This window comes from Streptomyces sp. M2CJ-2 (assembly GCF_016757295.1).
GTDB lineage: Bacteria > Actinomycetota > Actinomycetes > Streptomycetales > Streptomycetaceae > Streptomyces.
Genome location: NZ_JAESIF010000020.1, coordinates 58,851 through 74,947 on the forward strand (window position 1 = coordinate 58,851; position 16,097 = coordinate 74,947).

Genomic DNA, 16,097 nt, shown 5'->3' on the forward strand with positions numbered 1-16,097 from the left:
CATGGAACTGAAAATGCGCGAGGGGTACAAGGGGACGGGCCCCGGGGCGATCACCCCGGACGGCTGCGCGGTGGAGCTGTACTCGCGACTGCCCGTCGGTGACGAGCCGGACATCATCGCCGCCGCCGTTCCGGCCGGCGCGCGCGTCCTGGAACTGGGCAGTGGAGTGGGACGGATGACCCACGCACTGCTGGAGCGCGGATTCGAGGTCACCGCGGTGGACGAGTCCGCCGAGATGCTGGAGCGCGTCCGCGGGGCCCGGACCATATGCGGCCCCATAGAGAAGCTGCGCCTGGACGAGACGTTCGACGTGGTGCTCCTCGCGTCGTTCCTGGTGCACGCGGGCGACCCGGAGGTACGACGGGGACTGCTGCGCACCTGTGCGCGGCATCTGGCGGAGGGAGGGTGCGTACTGATCCAGCGGGAGGGCGAGGACTACCACACGAATCTGCCGCGCGAGCGGGTGGACCCGGCCGGCTTCACCGTGCGGATCGTGTCGGCCGAGCCGGTCGGCGACGGGGTCGACTCCGTGTACGCGGAGTACGTGTTCCCGGACGCGGTGTGGACGCAGACGTTCCGGTCGCGGCCGTTGACGAAGGAGCAGTTCGAGCAGGCGCTGGAGGAGGCGGGCCTGGCGGTGGACCGGTACCTGACGAAGGACGGGATCTGGGTGAGGGCGGTGGCGCCGAAGGCGCGGTGACACCGCCCGTCCTGATCGTGGGCCCGCCTCGGACCGGCGCCGTTCGTTCAGGGGCGCGGCGCCGTGCCGCCGGGTGCGCCAGGGCCTCCCAGGCCTCGCAGGCGTTCCAGTTCGCGGCGGTCGCGCTTGGTCGGGCGGCCCGCGCCGCGGTCCCGGACACCGGCGGGGGCGACGGCGTCGCGGGGCGGGGGCGGCGGGGAGTTGTCGACATAGCACTGGACGGCCACCGGGGCGCCCACCCGCTTGCGGATCAGCCGCTTGACGACGACGACCCGCTCCCGGCCCTCGTGCCGCAGCCGCACCTCGTCACCGACGCGCAGGGAGTGCGCGGGCTTCACCCGCTCGCCGTTCACCCGCACATGGCCGCCCCGGCAGGCGGTGGAAGCGAGGGAACGCGTCTTGAGCAGACGCACGGACCAGATCCAGCTGTCGGTGCGAACGGTCTCGCCGGCCTGCGGGCCGGCAGCCTCGGCAGCGGCCACAGCGGCGGCGGTCTTCGGGTCCTCGGAAGCCATGGTCCCGACCTTAGCCGTCCGGGGCGGCCGGGCGGGAAGGGATGTCGCCGGAACCAGGGTTCTTCGCCGCGCTTGCCTCCGGGGTTTCGTCCGTGCGGGTGCCGGCAACCGTCTCGCCCTCCTCGTGGACCGGGGCAGCGGCGGACGGGCGGCACCGGCCCGTCCTACCGTGGAGCCCATGGACCCCAGCGGCCTGCCCGGTCCGACCGGCGCCCACGACCTCCCGGGCCTTTCCGGCCTCGACCGGCGCATCGCCGACTGCCGCGCCTGCCCGCGGCTGGTGGACTGGCGGGAGGAGGTCGCCCGTACCAAGCGCGCCGCGTTCGCCGACTGGACGTACTGGGGCCGGCCGGTGCCGGGATTCGGGCCGCCGGACGCCCGGCTGCTGATCGTCGGGCTGGCACCCGCCGCGCACGGCGGCAACCGCACCGGCCGGATGTTCACCGGGGACCGCTCCGGCGACGTGCTGTACGAGGCGCTGTACGACGTCGGACTCGCCTCGCAGCCGACCTCCACGCACGCCGGGGACGGCCTGGAACTGTACGGCGTACGCATCACCGCACCCGTGCACTGCGCCCCGCCCGCCAACAAGCCGACCCTCGGGGAACGGGACACCTGCCGGCCCTGGCTGGTCCGGGAACTGCGGCTGCTGCGGCCGACGCTGCGGGCCGCGCTCGTCCTCGGCGCCTTCGGCTGGCAGGCCGCGCTGCCCGCGTTCACCGAGGCGGGCTGGACCGTGCCCCGCCCCCGCCCGGCCTTCGCCCACGGCACCCGCGTCACGCTCCCCGCCCCGGACGGCGACGACCTGCACCTGTACGGCTGCTTCCACGTGAGCCAGCGCAACACCTTCACCGGCAGACTCACTCCCGGAATGCTCCGGGAGGTGCTGCACGCGGCGGCCGAGGCGGCGGGGCTGCCCACGCGGAAACAGAGATGAGCCCGCGCGGCATGTCCCGCTAGGGTGCCGCGATGGGACTGTATCCGGAGATCGAACCGTACGACCACGGCATGCTCGACGTCGGCGACGGCAACCGCGTGTACTGGGAGACCTGCGGGAACCCGCACGGCAAGCCCGCGCTGGTGCTGCACGGCGGACCGGGAAGCGGCGCGAGCCCCACCCTCCGGCGCTACTTCGACCCGGCCGCGTACCGCATCGTGCTGCTCGACCAGCGCGGCGCCGGACGTTCGACCCCGCACGCCGCCGACCACGCCACCGACATGAGCGTCAACACGACCGCGCACCTCATGGCCGACCTGGAGCGGCTGCGGGCCCACCTGGGCATCGAGCGGTGGCTGGTGTGGGGCGCGTCCTGGGGATCGGTGCTGGGACTGCGGTACGCGCAGGCGCACCCCGGGGTGGTGTCCGAGCTGGTGCTGACGGCAGTGGCGACCGGTTCCGACCCGGAAGTGGCCCTGCTGACCCGAGGACTGGGGAAAATCTTCCCGGAGGCCTTCGCCCGCTTCCTCGCCGAACTGCCCGCCGACGAGCGCGACGGCAACCCGGCCGCCGCGTACAGCAGGCTGCTGGAGTCCCCCGACCCGAAGGTCAGGGAACGGGCCGCGCGGGCCTGGACCGACTGGGAGACGGCGACGATCCCCGCCCCGCCCGGCTCGGTCGCGCGGTTCGAGGACCCGGAGTTCCGTAGGGGCTTCGCCCGCACCGTCACCCACTACTGGGGCCACGACCACTTCCTGGGCGAGGGCAACGACGAGGGCGTGGTCCTCCGCGACGCGCACCTGCTGAAGGGCATCCCCGGCACCCTGGTCCAGGGCAGCCTCGACTTCGGCAACCTCCTCGGCACCGTCTGGCGCCTCCACCACGCCTGGCCGGACAGCGAACTGGTGATCGTGGACGAGGCCGGGCACGACGCCGGAGCGACCGGGAACGACGTACTGGTGGCGGCGACCGACCGGTACGCGCGCCCCCACGGCTGACGATCCGCCCTACGGCCGCCCCACGTACCGCACGTCCGGCTCCCGCTCCTCGTTCCCGCCGCCGTCCGTCCACTCCACGGCCTCGAAGCCGTGCCGCTCGTAGGAGCTGTGCGCGGGCGCTCACGCCTGTACCGAACCCCGGGGTCCGGTACAGGCGTCGTCGCGGGTCAGGAGGAGGAGCAGGAACGGGGCCCGTCCCGCGGCGGGCGCGGGACGGGCCGTGGTGCTCAGTGCCGTGTACGACTCACGAAAGGTCGGGCCGTTCGGTGACGCGGACGGCGTTCACCAGTGTCTTGCCCGAGTTCGAGACGAAGCGGACGTTCAGCACTCCGTCGGTGACCGTCACCGTGTAGGTGCGCTGCAGAGCCGTGTAGGCGCCGGCCTCCAGGGCGATGTCCAGACTCGGCTCGACCTCCTTGCCCTCCGCGATCACGTCGAAGACCCGGGCGGTCGGCTTCGTCGACGACAGCTCCGCGAAGTCCAGCTCCACGGTGTAGACGCCGTTCGGAACGCTGTCGAAGCGGTACTCGTGCATGCCCTCACGGGCCGTCGTGAACCGCTGGGGGTCCTGAGTGCCGTTGATCCCCTTCTTGGTGGACGTCGTCTTCGTGGTGCCGAGGTATCCGAAGGACCCCTTGACGTGCGCCCGGTCCGGCTGCCAGCCGTCGCCGCGGGCGTCCGTCGACGAGGAGCCGGCGCCGCTGTCGAGCGCCTGCTGGTAGCCGGGGACGACCAGCTGCACCGGGATCTTGAGCTCCGGGGTGCGCCCGCTGTCGGACCGCACCAGCAGGTCCGCCGAGAGCACGTCGCCGGGCTTGTGGCCCGTGGTGTCGAAGCGGAGCTTCGCCGTCTGCTCGGCGCCCTTTGCCAGGTCGCCCCGGGCGGGCGAGGCCGTGAGCCACGGCACGTCCCGCACCGCGCCGTCGACGGCCTCGACGATCGTGTACGGGGTCGCGGAACCGGTGTTGGACAGGGTCACCGACCGTTCCCGCGTCTGGTCGGCGGGGGCGACGACCGTGATCTGCTTCTGGTCGAGCGCGACCCGTCCGGTGGCCAGGGAGGCACTCGCGTCGGCGGCGCGGCCCGGCTCCACGGTGACGGTCTTCTCCTCGCCGGTGTATCCCGTGGCCGAGAACGCCAGCGTGTGCTGCCCGGTGCCCAGCTGCAGGGCGTACCTGCCGGCGGAGTCCGTCGTGGTGCTCGTCGAGCCCGTGGTCACCTCGACGCCGGACACCGGTTTGCCGTCGTTGTCGTCCTTGACCGTGCCGAGCACGACACCGGACTTCGTCGTGCGGAAGGCGACGCTGAGGCCGTCGGAGATCACCTCGGAGTTGAAGGAGTACTGCAGGGCGTCCGTACCGGTGGCGTTCTCGACGCCGACGGTGGCGCTCCTGCCGGTGGAGTAGCCGCCGGGGGTGTCGGCGATGTCCTTGTACCGGTAGGTGACGGAGCCGTCCTCGCCGATCTCGGCGGAGAAGGAGAACGGGACGCCCTGGTCGTACCAGTTCACGATGTCCCGCCACTCGACGACGAGCGACCGGTTCGGGTACTCGCCCCGGACCGCGGTGTAGACGCCGCCGGCGTCGGCACGGACCAGCAGGTCGTCCCAGAACGGGTAGAGAGCCGCGTTCGGGGCCGCCGTGCCGGGCAGCGCTCCGTTGGAGTTGCTGGAGTTGGCCGCGAGGAAGTTCAGGTACCCGTTGGCGCTGACCCAGGCAGACTGGTAGGTCTTGCCGTAGAACGGAACCGGGAACGGCAGGTCGATCTTGACGTTGCCGGAGTCGCCGGTCACGTTCAGCTTGTCGGTGCCGGACACCCAGGACTCGGCTCCGGTGGCGCACGCCGTGCCGAAGGCGTCGAGGCGGTCGGGCAGGCGCACGTCGGCGACCGTGTCACCGGACACCGACACCTCCGCACTCCCCGGCGCCACACAGCGCGAGTCGTGCGTGGCGTTCAGCGTGTACGTGCCGTGCGGCAGGGTGGCCTCGTAGCGGCCCCGGGCGTCCGCGGTGGCGGTCACCGGCGTGCCGGCGAAGGACAGTTCGGCGCCGCCCGCGGGGCCCGCCGAGGAGGTGACGGTGCCGGACACCTTGGCGGACGGAGCGGCGGTGAGGGTGAAGTCCCGCACCGTGCTCTGGCCGTCGCTGACAGCGGCCGTGCCGGTCGCGTCGGTGTGGCCGAACTTCTTGACCGTCAGGTCGTACTCGCCCACCGACAGGGCGGGGAAGGCGTAGTCGCCCTCGGCGTCGGTGACGACCGTGCGGTCGATCGGTCCGTCGGCGACGACCTGGGCGCCCGCGACGGCGTTGCCGCCGGCGGTGACGGTGCCGGTCAGGGAACCGGTCGCGCCGCGCGGGGCGTCGCTCACCGCGGCGTAGGCGTCGAGCCGGCCCTCACCGAAGACGTTGTTGTCGTCCGCGGTACCACCGCAGGTCAGGGCGGACACGTCGATCGCGGTGCCGTCGAGGAGCGCCTCGGTGGCCGCGACGTCGCCGTGCAGGGAGGCCGACGCGGACCAGACCAGGGCGACGGCGCCGGCGGTGTGCGGGGACGCCATCGACGTACCGCTCAGCGCGCTGTAGCCGCCGCCCGTGTAGGCGGAGCGGACGTTGACGCCGGGCGCGGCCAGGTTCGGCTTGACGGTGCCGTTCTCGCCCGTTCCGCGTGAGGAGAAGCTCGCGATGGCGTTACCGCTGTCGAACGCGCCGCTCGCGTAGCTGCTGACGTAGGAGCCGGGGGAACCCGCCGTGTTGCAGCCGGGGCCGCTGTTGCCGTTGGAGAAGGCGGGGAAGATGCCCGCGGTCCGCCAGGAGTCCACCACATCCTGGTACCAGGGGTCCTGGACGCTCGAACCCCAGGAGTTGTTCACGATGTCCGGGGCCAGGTCGGGCCGGGGGTCGGCGCCGTTCGCGTCGGTCGGCGCGACCACCCACTGCCCGGAGGCGAGCAGGGAATCGCGGGAGCAGCTGCTGCTCTCGCAGCCCTTGGCGGCGATCCAGGTGGCGCCGGGTGCGACACCGATCTGGTTGGCGTCGCCGTCGTCACCGACCATGGTGCCCATGGTGTGGGTGCCGTGGCCGTTGTTGTCGCACGGGCTGTCGCCCGCGCAGACGTCCGCCGGGTCGAACCAGTTGTAGTCGTGGGAGAAGGAGCCGTCGGCGTTGCGGCCCCGGTACTGGTTCTTGAGCGCCGGGTGGTCGTACTGGACGCCGCTGTCGATGTTGGCGATGACGACGCCCTCACCGCGGACGCCGTACGTGCTCCACACCTGCGGGGCGTTGATCCGGTCGACACCCCACTCGACGCCGTCGACGGTCGGCTCGCTGCTGCCCTTGACCGGTGTGTCGAGCTTGATCGTCCGGTCGGCCTCGATCGCCTGCACCTCGGGCAACTCGGCTATCTTCGCGGCGAGTTCCATGTCGCCGACGACCTTGACGGAGTTGTCGATCCAGAACGAGACGGCATCCGATCCGGCCGCCCTGGCCGCCTTGAGGACGCCTGACTGGGTGTCCTGCGCGACCTTCTTCTTGGCCGTGAGCACGGCCTTGGCCTTGGCCGTCTTGCCCTCGGCGCGCTCGGCGACGGAAAGGTCGGCTTCCTTCTTCATGACGACCCAGAAGGTCGTCTTGTCCTTCTCGTCCAACTGCTTGAGCAGCTTCTGCTCGGCCTTGGCGCTCAGCAGCTCCTGTGCCGTGGGAGCGACCGGCTCGGCGGCCGCCGCGACTCCGGCGCCCCAGGGCAGCAGCACCAGGGCTGCCAGGGAAGCCAGAGCGATCCGGCGTGGAGATCTTCGAGAGGATGCCACGGGTCTCCTTGATCGGGGGGTGGGGTTCGCCCACCCGGGGAAGGCAAGGGCTTTCGCGGAACGTTGTGCCGTCCGAAGCGCCCCGTCACCTGTGGGTGAGGAGACGGGTGCGGAAAGTGACGGCGACTTATGATGACTATGTTGCATCGGGCATGACAAGGGGGCGGAGTGGTCGAATGTGAACGCGCCCCGCGTGTGGATGCGACGCGGCGTCACGACCGTGTGCTCCGGTTCGCGTTCGGCCGGACGCGTCGGCCTGCACGCACGCCGCGACACGGCGCCGCGTCGAATACCGTTCGACCACGCACAGTCGTCCCCCGTACCCTTCCCGCGGGCCACCCCCGTGCCGTCCGCTGCCCCGTCGACCGCCAGGAGCCGCCGTGTCGCCCTCTCCGTCCGACCGGGCTTTCCTCGACACGACCGCCGACCGGCTCGCAGCCCTTCCCGGCGTCCGGGCCGTCACCCTTGGCGGCTCACGGGCCCAGGGCACCGAACGGCCGGACAGTGACTGGGACTTGGCGGTCTACTACCGGGGATCCTTCGACCCGGACGACCTGCGCGCGATCGGCTGGGAGGGCGAGGTCTCCGAGATCGGCGGCTGGGGCGGCGGTGTCTTCAACGGCGGCGCCTGGCTCACGGTCGACGGGCGCCGCGTCGACGTCCACTACCGCGACCTCGACGTCGTCGAGCACGAGTTGGCAGAGGCGGAGGCGGGACGCTTCCGCGTCGAGCCGCTGATGTTCCACCTCGCCGGCATCCCGACGTACCTGCTGGTCGCGGAACTCGCGATCAACAAGGTGCTGCGCGGCGACCTCCCCCGCCCCGCCGCCTACCCGCGGGCCCTGCGCGAGAGTGCCCCGCCCCGCTGGTGCGGCACGGCCACCGCCACCCTCGCCTACGCCAAGGCCGGCCACGCCCCCAAGGGCGCCCTCACCCAGGTCGCCGGGAGCATCGCCGTCGCCGCGACCCAGACCGCGCACGCGGTGATGGCGGTGCGGGGGGAGTGGGTGACGAATGAGAAGGGGCTGGTCGAGCGGGCGGGGCTGGCCGACGTGGACGCGCTGACGGAAGGCCTGACGCGGAGCCCGGGCGCTCTCGTCCGGGCGGTCGTGGACGCCGAAGCGCTGCTGCGCCGGTCCGTGCCCTGCGCGCCGTCGTAGGTGTGGAACTCGCCCAGCACCACGTACGCGATCTCCGCGTGCTACCACAATGGCCGGTCCCCGTCGCGCTGGAGCAGCAGGTCGAGCACCTTGTAGCCGGTGATCAGCACGTCCGGCGGCGGGACGCGCATCCCTTCGCGCCGAGTCAGCACCCGCCGGAGGTCGGTGTCCGGCCGGTCTCCGGCGGAGAGGCCCGTGGTGACCTGCGCGAGGTGCGGATCGGCAAGGTACTCGCCGATCCGCACCACCTGGTCGGTGGCGAGCGCGTTCACCGGATACAGCAGCACGCCCTTGACCCCGCGCTTTTTTCCGCGGGCAGTGGTCTGGCGCCGGCACCAGGAACGACTCGGTCTTCCCCACGGTCCGGCGTTCGTGTTCACGGCCGGTGCTTCGGCAGGCGCACGGCCATCGGCAGCGCCAGCGCCATCAGGCCCGCCCCGCACAGCAGCGTCGTACGGAATCCGTCCGTCGCCGTCAGCAGCGAAGCCGTCAGGGCCGTGCCGACGGACGCGGCCACCTGGGAGACGATGTTCAGCGCCGTGCTGCCGGCGGCGACCTCGGTGTCCGCGAGGCCGCGCGTGGCGGAGGCCATGACGGGCATGTTCGTCATGCCGACCCCGGTGCCCATGACGGCGAGGGAGGCGACCAGGCGCCAGTGCGGGACGTCGGAGCCGGCCTGGACGGCGAAGGCGAGGAAGCCCGTGACGGCGACCAGGACGCCCGGCACGACGATCGCGCGCGGCGCCACGCGGTCCGAGATCCGGCTGGATATCTGCATCACCGTGCCGCTGCACAGGAACTGGGGCACCATCAGCAGCCCGGCCTGAGTGGCGGACAGGCCGCGCTCCTGTTGCCAGTACAGCGGTACGAGGATCATCGAACCGAAGTACGCGGCCGAGAACGGCACCATGGTCGCCACCGCACGGCCGACCGACGCCCTCCGCAGCAGCCGCAGGTCGAGCAGGGGGTGGGCCGTCCGCAGCGCCCGCACCGCGAAGGCGGCCACCAGCACCGCACCGGCGACGACCGGGACGACGGCCCCGGGGGTGCCGAAACCGCCGCGCTCGCCGCCCAGGGTCAGCCCGTACAGCAGGAGGGCCAGGCCCGGGGGGAGCGTCAGCAGTCCGGCCAGGTCCAGCGGGCGGCCGGTCCGCTCGCCGTCGCCGCGCATGACCCGGGCTCCGAGCAGCAGGGCGAGGGCGCCGACCGGGACGTTGACGAAGAAGATCCAACGCCAGGACAGCGCGTCGGTGAGGACGCCGCCGAGGACCGGACCCGCCATGGGGCCGACGAGGACGGGGATGCCGAGGATGCCCATCATCGTGCCCTTGCGTTCCGGCGGGGCGGCGCGCAGGACGACCGTCATGGCGACGGGCACGATCATGCCGCCGCCGAGTCCCTGCACCACGCGGAACGCGATCAGCGAACCGACGTTCCAGGCGAGGCCGGTGAGCCCCGAGCCGAGGGTGAAGAGCGCGACGGCGGTGAGGAAGACCCGCTTGGCGCCGTACCGGCCCACCGCCCACGCGGTGACCGGGATGACGGTCGCCAGCGCCAGCGAGTAGCCGGTCACCGTCCACTGGACGACGGACAGGGGCGCGTCGAAGGACCGCGAGAGGTGGCCCAGGGCGACATTGACGATGGTCATGTCGAGCACCGTCATGAACGAGCCGAGCACCACGACACCCGCGAGGGCCAGGGCGTGCCGGGGGACGGCGGGCAGGGGCGGCCTCCCGCTCCCGCCTCCTCCCCCGGTCCGTGCCGGGAGGGCGGTGCTCATCGCGCTCCGTACGCGGCGTGGGCGCGCCCGGCTCGCAGCGTCCGCCCCCACCAGGTCAGCTGGTCCAGCATCGCCTTGCCCGCTCCCTCGGGGATCTCGGGCCGCAGCAGTGAGCCGTCCTCGGCGAAGTTCTCCCACGCGTTGTGGAAGCTCACCGTGTCCCGCACCGTGACGCTGTGCAGTTCGGCGAAGATCAGCCGCAGCTGCTCGACCGCGCGCAGGCCGCCGGCCAGGCCTCCGTAGGAAACGAAGCCGACAGGCTTGGCCTGCCACTGCGTGAAGTGCAGGTCGATGGCGTTCTTCAGGGGCGCGGGGAAGCTGTGGTTGTACTCGGGAGTGATCACGACGAAGGCGTCGGCCGCCGCCAGGCGCTCCGTGACCTCGGCGGCCTCCGGGTGGGGCACAGGGGAGACGACGTCGGGCAGGGGGTGCTCGGCCAGATCGACGGGGTCCAGTTCGAGGTCGCCGCGCTGGGCGGCGAACCGCAGGAACCAGTCGGCGACGACAGGGGCGAAACGGCCCTCGCGGGTCGAGCCGGTCAGAACGACGACGCGCAGGGGGGTGTTCGCCGGAGGATCGCCCGGGAGGACACCGGTCGTGAGGGAAGCGTTCGAACTGGGGGAGGAGGCCGATGAGTTCGTCATGCCGAGAAAGTACAACGATCGTGGCAATCAGTGCAACGGTCGTTGTACTTTTCCGGCCGGATACCGTGGCGGTCGACAGGAAGGGGCAGGACGCGTGAGACAAGGGCTGGCGGAGAAGCGGCAGGCGATCGTGCGGGGAGCGCGCCGCGTCTTCGGGCGCGACGGCTACACCCGCGCCGGCATGGACTCCATCGCCAAGGAGGCCGGAGTCTCCACCCGCACGATCTACAACCACTTCCCGGAGGGGAAGACGCAGCTCTTCCGCGTCGTGGTCGTGGAGGGTTCGGAGGAGGTCGTACGGGCCCACATCGACGCCATCGACCGACGGCTCCACAAGGTCACGGACCTGGAGGCCGACCTCATCGGTTTCGCGCACGCCTGGATGTCGCCGATGTACCGGTACCAGGACCACTTCGCCGTCGTGCGGCAGCTGCGGGCCGAGGTCGGCCACGTCCCGCGGGAGTTCCTGGACACGTGGCGTGCCGCCGGTCCCGACCGTGCCCTCGGGGAGGTGGCCGCCCGCTTCCGCGAGCTGGCCGAGGAAGGGCTGCTCGACGCCCCGGACCCGGATCGTGCCGCGGTCCACTTCCTGCAGTTGACCGCCGGCGTGATCAGCGACCGCACCTACCAGGGGATCCTGTCCATGCCGGACGAGGAGCGGGACGAGCTGATCGCCTCCGGGGTGCGCGCGTTCCTGCGGGGATACGAACGGCGCTGAGGCCGCACACGTACGACGGCCCCGGACTGCGCCGAGGTTCGCCGGGCGAGCTGCTCCGTCCGGGGGCCACGGCCCTCTTCCCGCCTCTCGACCGGCCGGGGCCGGCCGGGGCATGGGGGGCGAGCCTTCGTTTCCTTCACGGGACTGGAGTAGGTGCCGCCGGTTCCGGTGGTGGTGCCGACTCCGCCCATACGGTCTTGCCGGGGCCGGTGGGGCGGGGCAGGACACCCCAGTCGTCCGCGAGGGCGTCCACCAGGAACAGGCCCCGGCCCGACTCGCCGTCCGGGGCCGGTGTTCCGGCGACCGGCCGTCGCTCCGTGCGGGTGTCCGTGACCTCGATCCGCAGTGTGCCGTCCTCGGTCTCGGTGAGGCACAGGTGGAAGTCACGGCCCGGTACGTGTCCGTGCCGGACCGCGTTCGCGGTGAGTTCGGCGGCAATCAGGGTGACCGTTTCGTTCGCCGGGGAGGCGTACGGGTGGCCCCACGCGTCCAGGCGGTGCGAGACCAGCCGGCGGGCGAGGCGGGCACCACGCGGGGTCGAGGTGAACTGCATCGCGAACGTGCGGGTCGGCCGGGGCGTACGCCTTTGCGGGGGAGTTGCTGACTTCATGGGGTAACCGTGACGAACTGTGCGTAGCGTCGAACAGGCGTGACGCGCTGACCGGCGGTGGCTGTACGTCGCCGAGGCGGGGCTTGTACACGGGGTGAGCCGTGACGGAGGCCCCGCGGGGCGGGTTGGTCGCGTACGCGAGGACTGTGCGGGGTGTTCGGCGGTGAGTACGTACGGGAGGTGCCGGGCGTGGAGGAACAGCGGCAGCAGGCGGACGGCCAGGAGCAGGAGGCGAGCACGGGCATCCTGCACGTCTTCGGACGGCAGTTGAAGCTGTGCAGGGAGCGGGCGGGGCTGGACCGGGCGGAGCTGGGAAGCAGGGCGGGCTACTCCGCGTCGACCATCGCCAGCTTTGAACAGGGGAGGCGGATCCCGCCGGCCAAGTTCATCGACAACGCGGATGAACTGCTCGATGCGGGCGGGTTGTTGAAGGCGGGGAAGGAGGAGGTGGCGAGGGCGCAGTATCCGGCGTTCTTTCGGGATGCGGCGCGGTTGGAGGCGCAGGCGGTCGAACTCCATGTGTACGGCACCCGGGCTGTCCCTGGACTGTTGCAGACGGAGGAGTACGCCCGTGCTGTGTGCGCGATGTGGCGTCCGTTGCTGGACGCGGAGGTCATCGAACAGCGCGTGACCGCACGCATGGCACGGAAGGGCATTTTCGCCAGGCGCCCGGCACCGCACCTGACCTTCGTCATCGAGGAAGCAGTGCTGCACCGCCCGCTCGGTGGTGAGGCCGTTTGGCGGGGACAGATGGAGCATCTCCTGCTGGCCGGGGAGCAGCGGAACGTCGAGATCCAGGTGATGCCCCTCTCCCGCAAGGAACACGCAGGACTGGCTGGCCCGTTCACCTTGATGGAGACCAAGGATGAGCGGAGGATCGCCTACACAGAGGTGCAAGGTGATAGCCACGTCCACACCGAGCGCGGGAAGGTCCGGGAGCTTGAGACTGCGTACGGAAGTCTCCGAGCGCAGGCGCTCACACCGGCTGAATCGCTCTCGTTGATCGAGAAGTTGTTGGGAGAGGGATGAGCGGGGAAACGGCCGGGCGAGACTTCGACGACCTGGCGTGGTTCAAGAGCAGTTACAGCGCCGGGGACGGTGGAGAGTGCGTCGAGGTGGCCGCCGGGAGCGGTGTCGTGTGCGTACGCGACTCGAAGGACGAGGCGAGTGCCCTGGTCAGCCTTGCACCGGGTGCATGGGCGGAGTTCGTCGGATTCGCTGCCTGGCACACCGCGTAGAGCGAAGAGCACCCCGGTGCCCCGTGACCGCCGACCTGGGTCATGGGGCACCGGCGTACCCACGAGGACCGCGGCGGCGGCCGGCGGTCGGCCGCGATCCCGGCATCCGCGGCCCACGGGAGGGAGGACCGACCCCGGTCCTGCGGGAATCCCGTGGAACAAGCACATCGCGGACCGTGTTCCTTGGAGAGCACCCCTTTCGCTCGCATCGTCACATCCCGGAAACGAGACTGTTCCCTTCCCTCCGACAATTCCGTTTACGGTGGACACCACGTCCCCAGCCCGGTCACCGTCGCCCGCGAGCCCGCCCCGCCCCCGACGAGACGACTGGAGCACCGTGTCCCGCACCACGCCCGCCGTACCCCTCTGGCTCACCCACGCCCTGCGGGCCCAGCGCGGACCGGTCCCGTGGAGCGCGGTCACGCGGGGAGTACTGGGCGGCGGGCCCCTGCTGGTCGCCGCCGTCCTCGCCGGGCATCCCGCCCTCGGCGTCGTCGCCGCCATCGGCGCCATGTTCGCCGGGATCAACGACCTGCCGGGCAGCCGACGCGCCTCCGTCAGCCGGATCGGAGTGCCCGCGCTCGCCGGGGCGGCCGGACTCCTCGTCGGGACGTACGCGGAGGACCACCTCCCGGCCGTACCGCTGACCCTGACCCTGACCGGGTGCGGGCTGGTCGCCGGCGCGGTCAGCGCGCTGAGTCCCACCGGCTCCGCCGCCGGGATCCAGTTGCTCGTCGGGGCCGCCGTCGGCGCCGGAATGCCCCTGCCCGAACCCGGAGGGCAGCGGGCGCTCGCCTTCCTCGCCGGAGCCGCGTGGCTGCTCCTGCTGCGGCTGGCGCTGCCCGCTCCGGGGGCCCTCGCGGGAGACTTCCGGTTCGACGGCGAGCGGCATGCCGTGGCCGGCGTGTACGAGGCCGTCGCCGCGCTGCTCGACGCCGCCGGCTCACCCACCGCCACCGCGCGGCGCGCCGCACTCACCGCCGCCCTCGACCACGCGCAGGACGCGCTCGCCGGGCCCCGGCTGCGGCGGTACGCCGGTTCCGCGGCCGAACGGCGACTGCACGCGCAGTACGCCGCCGCGCTGCCGCTGGCGGAGGCCGCGACCGCGCTGGCCTGGGCAGGGGAGGGCGTACCGGCTCGCGCGTCCGAAGGGCCACGGCGGCTCGCCGTCGCCGTACGCGAAGGCGTCCCCGGCGGACCGCTGCCCGCACCCTCCCGGTCCGTCCCCGCGCTGCGCGCCCTCGACGACGCCCTCCTGCGCGCCGCCGTGGCCTTCGACCGGGCCGACGGCGGCGACCTGCACACGCGCCGCCGGTCCCGCGCCGCTCTCATCCGTACCCTCCTCGGCACCCGGGGACAGGAGTACGGCCTGCGGGTCGCCCTCTGCTTCGGCGTGAGCGTCGCCGTCGCCCAGGCCCTGTACCACGCCCGCTGGTACGGGCAGCACGAGTACTGGTACTGGCTGCCCGTCACCGCCGTCTTCCTCGTCAAGCCCGACCTCGGACCGCTCGCCTCGCGGGTGCTGAACCGGGCTGCCGGAACCGTGCTCGGGGCGCTCCTGTTCGCCGGGTTCGCCGCAGTGCTGCCCCGGCCGGAAGGACTCATCGCGCTGGTGGCGGTCAGCGGGGCGCTCATCCCGGTCGCAGCCCGGCACTTCGCCGCGCAGACCACCGTCATCACCGTGCTCGTGCTCGCCCTGGTGATGGTGGGCGGTGAACCGCAGGCCTCCGTGGCACGGATCGCCGAGACGCTGCTGGCCTGTGTCATCGTGCTCGTCGTCGGACACCTGCCGATGCCCGTGCGGCGCGGCGGCGCCATCCGGGTCCGGCTCACGGAAGCGGGGGAGGCAGCGCACGCGTACCTCACCCATGTGCTGGACGGGTCCGGCGACCGCGCGGCCCGCTGGGTCCTGCGCCGTGAGGCGTACCGGGCCCTCGCCGAGGCCCGCGGCGCCGTCGCGCTCGCCTCCGCGGAGCTGCCCGCGCTCGCCCGGCACGCCGACGGCGCGGACGAGTTCGCCGCCCTCCTCGAACGGCTCGTCGACACCACCACCGCCTGCGCCGTCCACCTCGACGACACGGGACGGCTCGACGCCCGTCACGCCGAGCGGCTCGCCGAACTCCGGGACGCCCTCGACCGGCGCCGCGAGCGCGTCGGGGTCCGGCTGCCGGAGCTGCCCGTCGCCGGGCGAGCCGATGACGGGGCGCGGTCCGTGCGGCCGTGAGCGGCCGGTGACCCCCGGCACACCGAGGTCGCCCGCTTCTGACGGTGAACGGGTGACGAGTAGGTCTCAATGGCGTCACCGGGCGAGGCGTTCCCCCTGCCGTCGGCGTTTGACTCCACGAGTGCGACGCCGAACGGGAGGCAGCAGGTGAACGGGAGAACGGTGCTTGAACGCTTTCCCGCGGGCGGGCCGCGGGGGTCCTGGCCGGCGGAGGAGTTCGCGCGGGCGCGGCGTCTGGAGGGCCTGCCCGCCGAGGTCGTCATGGACCTCGCGACCGACATGTTCCTGGTGATCGTCCGCAGCGGCGACGGCGGACCCCACGCGGCCGCGTGGGGCCCGGTGCCTAGGCCGTGATCGGGCGGGACCAGCTCGGGGTGGTGTCCGTCAGGCGGCACACCGCGAGGTAGAGCGGTATCGGCGGGGTGTACGGGAGCGCGCAGTCGGGGCGGTGGATCAGGTCGGGGAGGCGCGGGCCGTCCGGCACGAGGGCGCCGGTGTCGTAGCGCGCGGGGGCGGGCCACTCCAGGGCGTAGTCGGAATCGGACGGAACCAGCCACCACCAGTGCGCCTCGTCGGCGTAGACGCACCCCACCCGGGGCAGCCGGGGCATCACCAGTGGTCCGAAGCGGGCCGGTACCGCCACCGCGTCGCAGCCCATCGGGGCCGTCATCCCGTCGGGGACGGGCAGCCGCCGGGGCGGTACGGCCGGGGCGTGCCGTCCGCGCTGGAGGTGGACCAGCGTGTTCAGGCTCATGGTGCGAGCGCCCG

The 16,097-nt window shown here is 72.4% G+C and carries 16 protein-coding genes and 1 pseudogene; 9 read left to right on the forward strand and 8 right to left on the reverse strand.

Features of this window, described 5'->3' with window-relative positions:
- Positions 1 to 13 precede the first annotated feature (13 nt).
- Entirely contained in the window at positions 14 to 700 is a 687-nt protein-coding gene (locus JL475_RS17645) for a bifunctional 2-polyprenyl-6-hydroxyphenol methylase/3-demethylubiquinol 3-O-methyltransferase UbiG (RefSeq protein ID WP_237407433.1), read from the forward strand.
- 47 nt (positions 701 to 747) lie between these two features.
- Here the strand turns inward: JL475_RS17645 and JL475_RS17650 are convergent, their stop codons facing one another.
- Positions 748 to 1,215, reverse strand: coding sequence for an RNA-binding S4 domain-containing protein (locus JL475_RS17650; RefSeq protein WP_109380617.1), 468 nt, complete (start codon positions 1,213 to 1,215; stop codon positions 748 to 750).
- 178 nt (positions 1,216 to 1,393) lie between these two features.
- Here JL475_RS17650 and JL475_RS17655 point away from each other — a divergent pair, with 178 nt between their 5' ends.
- A complete protein-coding gene (locus tag JL475_RS17655; RefSeq protein WP_202278679.1) occupies positions 1,394 to 2,152 on the forward strand; it encodes a uracil-DNA glycosylase in 759 nt (252 codons plus the stop codon).
- A gap of 32 nt (positions 2,153 to 2,184) precedes the next feature.
- Entirely contained in the window at positions 2,185 to 3,150 is a 966-nt protein-coding gene (pip, locus tag JL475_RS17660) for a prolyl aminopeptidase (RefSeq protein ID WP_202278680.1), read from the forward strand.
- 9 nt (positions 3,151 to 3,159) lie between these two features.
- Here the strand turns inward: pip and JL475_RS40075 are convergent.
- Both JL475_RS40075 and JL475_RS17665 read right to left on the reverse strand, forming a co-directional pair.
- Positions 3,160 to 3,267 (reverse strand): annotated as a pseudogene (locus JL475_RS40075) (histone acetyltransferase); the annotation flags it as partial.
- A gap of 127 nt (positions 3,268 to 3,394) precedes the next feature.
- Positions 3,395 to 6,955 (reverse strand): S8 family serine peptidase, encoded by a 3,561-nt coding sequence (locus JL475_RS17665; protein ID WP_307825080.1) that lies wholly within the window; start codon positions 6,953 to 6,955, stop codon positions 3,395 to 3,397.
- A gap of 380 nt (positions 6,956 to 7,335) precedes the next feature.
- Here JL475_RS17665 and JL475_RS17670 point away from each other — a divergent pair, with 380 nt between their 5' ends.
- Positions 7,336 to 8,115: a nucleotidyltransferase family protein gene (locus JL475_RS17670; RefSeq protein ID WP_202278682.1), complete on the forward strand. Its 780-nt coding sequence runs from the start codon at positions 7,336 to 7,338 to the stop codon at positions 8,113 to 8,115.
- A gap of 41 nt (positions 8,116 to 8,156) precedes the next feature.
- Here JL475_RS17670 and JL475_RS41490 read toward each other — a convergent pair whose 3' ends face one another.
- From JL475_RS41490 to JL475_RS17685, 3 genes are all read right to left on the reverse strand, one after another.
- Positions 8,157 to 8,402 carry a hypothetical protein gene (locus tag JL475_RS41490; protein WP_307825081.1) on the reverse strand — a complete coding sequence of 82 codons (246 nt, stop codon included), beginning with the start codon at positions 8,400 to 8,402 and terminating at the stop codon, positions 8,157 to 8,159.
- Positions 8,403 to 8,491: 89 nt separating this feature from the next.
- Positions 8,492 to 9,895: a DHA2 family efflux MFS transporter permease subunit gene (locus JL475_RS17680; protein ID WP_202278683.1), complete on the reverse strand. Its 1,404-nt coding sequence runs from the start codon at positions 9,893 to 9,895 to the stop codon at positions 8,492 to 8,494.
- Positions 9,892 to 10,539, reverse strand: coding sequence for an NADPH-dependent FMN reductase (locus JL475_RS17685; RefSeq protein ID WP_202278684.1), 648 nt, complete (start codon positions 10,537 to 10,539; stop codon positions 9,892 to 9,894). The genes JL475_RS17680 and JL475_RS17685 overlap by 4 nt, the downstream gene beginning before the upstream one ends.
- A 94-nt stretch (positions 10,540 to 10,633) precedes the next feature.
- On the opposite strand from JL475_RS17685, the gene JL475_RS17690 reads away from it, so the two are divergent.
- On the forward strand, positions 10,634 to 11,257 hold the full coding sequence (locus tag JL475_RS17690) for a TetR/AcrR family transcriptional regulator (RefSeq protein ID WP_307825082.1): 624 nt from the start codon (positions 10,634 to 10,636) through the stop codon (positions 11,255 to 11,257).
- Between the two features lie 136 nt (positions 11,258 to 11,393).
- Here the strand turns inward: JL475_RS17690 and JL475_RS17695 are convergent, their stop codons facing one another.
- The gene (locus JL475_RS17695) at positions 11,394 to 11,867 is read right to left on the reverse strand and encodes an ATP-binding protein (RefSeq protein ID WP_237407434.1); all 474 of its coding nucleotides are present in this window, start codon (positions 11,865 to 11,867) and stop codon (positions 11,394 to 11,396) included.
- 189 nt (positions 11,868 to 12,056) lie between these two features.
- Here JL475_RS17695 and JL475_RS17700 point away from each other — a divergent pair, with 189 nt between their 5' ends.
- From JL475_RS17700 to JL475_RS17715, 4 genes are all read left to right on the forward strand, one after another.
- The gene (locus JL475_RS17700) at positions 12,057 to 12,896 is read left to right on the forward strand and encodes a helix-turn-helix transcriptional regulator (protein ID WP_202278729.1); all 840 of its coding nucleotides are present in this window, start codon (positions 12,057 to 12,059) and stop codon (positions 12,894 to 12,896) included.
- Positions 12,893 to 13,105: a DUF397 domain-containing protein gene (locus JL475_RS17705; protein WP_202278685.1), complete on the forward strand. Its 213-nt coding sequence runs from the start codon at positions 12,893 to 12,895 to the stop codon at positions 13,103 to 13,105. The genes JL475_RS17700 and JL475_RS17705 overlap by 4 nt, the downstream gene beginning before the upstream one ends.
- Positions 13,106 to 13,442: 337 nt before the next feature.
- Positions 13,443 to 15,329, forward strand: a complete 1,887-nt coding sequence (locus tag JL475_RS17710; protein WP_202278686.1) for an FUSC family protein — start codon at positions 13,443 to 13,445, stop codon at positions 15,327 to 15,329.
- A gap of 147 nt (positions 15,330 to 15,476) precedes the next feature.
- A complete protein-coding gene (locus JL475_RS17715; RefSeq protein WP_202278687.1) occupies positions 15,477 to 15,683 on the forward strand; it encodes a hypothetical protein in 207 nt (68 codons plus the stop codon).
- On the opposite strand, the gene JL475_RS17720 is transcribed toward JL475_RS17715, so the two are convergent.
- The gene (locus tag JL475_RS17720; RefSeq protein ID WP_202278688.1) at positions 15,673 to 16,083 is read right to left on the reverse strand and encodes a hypothetical protein; all 411 of its coding nucleotides are present in this window, start codon (positions 16,081 to 16,083) and stop codon (positions 15,673 to 15,675) included. The genes JL475_RS17715 and JL475_RS17720 overlap by 11 nt on opposite strands.
- Between the last annotated feature and the right edge of the window lie 14 nt (positions 16,084 to 16,097).

Bases quoted from the DNA above. Each gene is read 5' to 3' on its own strand.
- JL475_RS17650 (WP_109380617.1), bottom strand. From the start codon at position 1,215: ATGGCTTCCGAGGACCCGAAGACCGCCGCCGCTGTGGCCGCTGCCGAG.
- JL475_RS17705 (WP_202278685.1), top strand. From the start codon at position 12,893: ATGAGCGGGGAAACGGCCGGGCGAGACTTCGACGACCTGGCGTGGTTC.
- JL475_RS17655 (WP_202278679.1), top strand. From the start codon at position 1,394: ATGGACCCCAGCGGCCTGCCCGGTCCGACCGGCGCCCACGACCTCCCG.
- JL475_RS17695 (WP_237407434.1), bottom strand. From the start codon at position 11,867: ATGAAGTCAGCAACTCCCCCGCAAAGGCGTACGCCCCGGCCGACCCGC.
- JL475_RS17645 (WP_237407433.1), top strand. From the start codon at position 14: ATGCGCGAGGGGTACAAGGGGACGGGCCCCGGGGCGATCACCCCGGAC.
- pip (WP_202278680.1), top strand. From the start codon at position 2,185: ATGGGACTGTATCCGGAGATCGAACCGTACGACCACGGCATGCTCGAC.
- JL475_RS17685 (WP_202278684.1), bottom strand. From the start codon at position 10,539: ATGACGAACTCATCGGCCTCCTCCCCCAGTTCGAACGCTTCCCTCACG.
- JL475_RS17680 (WP_202278683.1), bottom strand. From the start codon at position 9,895: ATGAGCACCGCCCTCCCGGCACGGACCGGGGGAGGAGGCGGGAGCGGG.
- JL475_RS17720 (WP_202278688.1), bottom strand. From the start codon at position 16,083: ATGAGCCTGAACACGCTGGTCCACCTCCAGCGCGGACGGCACGCCCCG.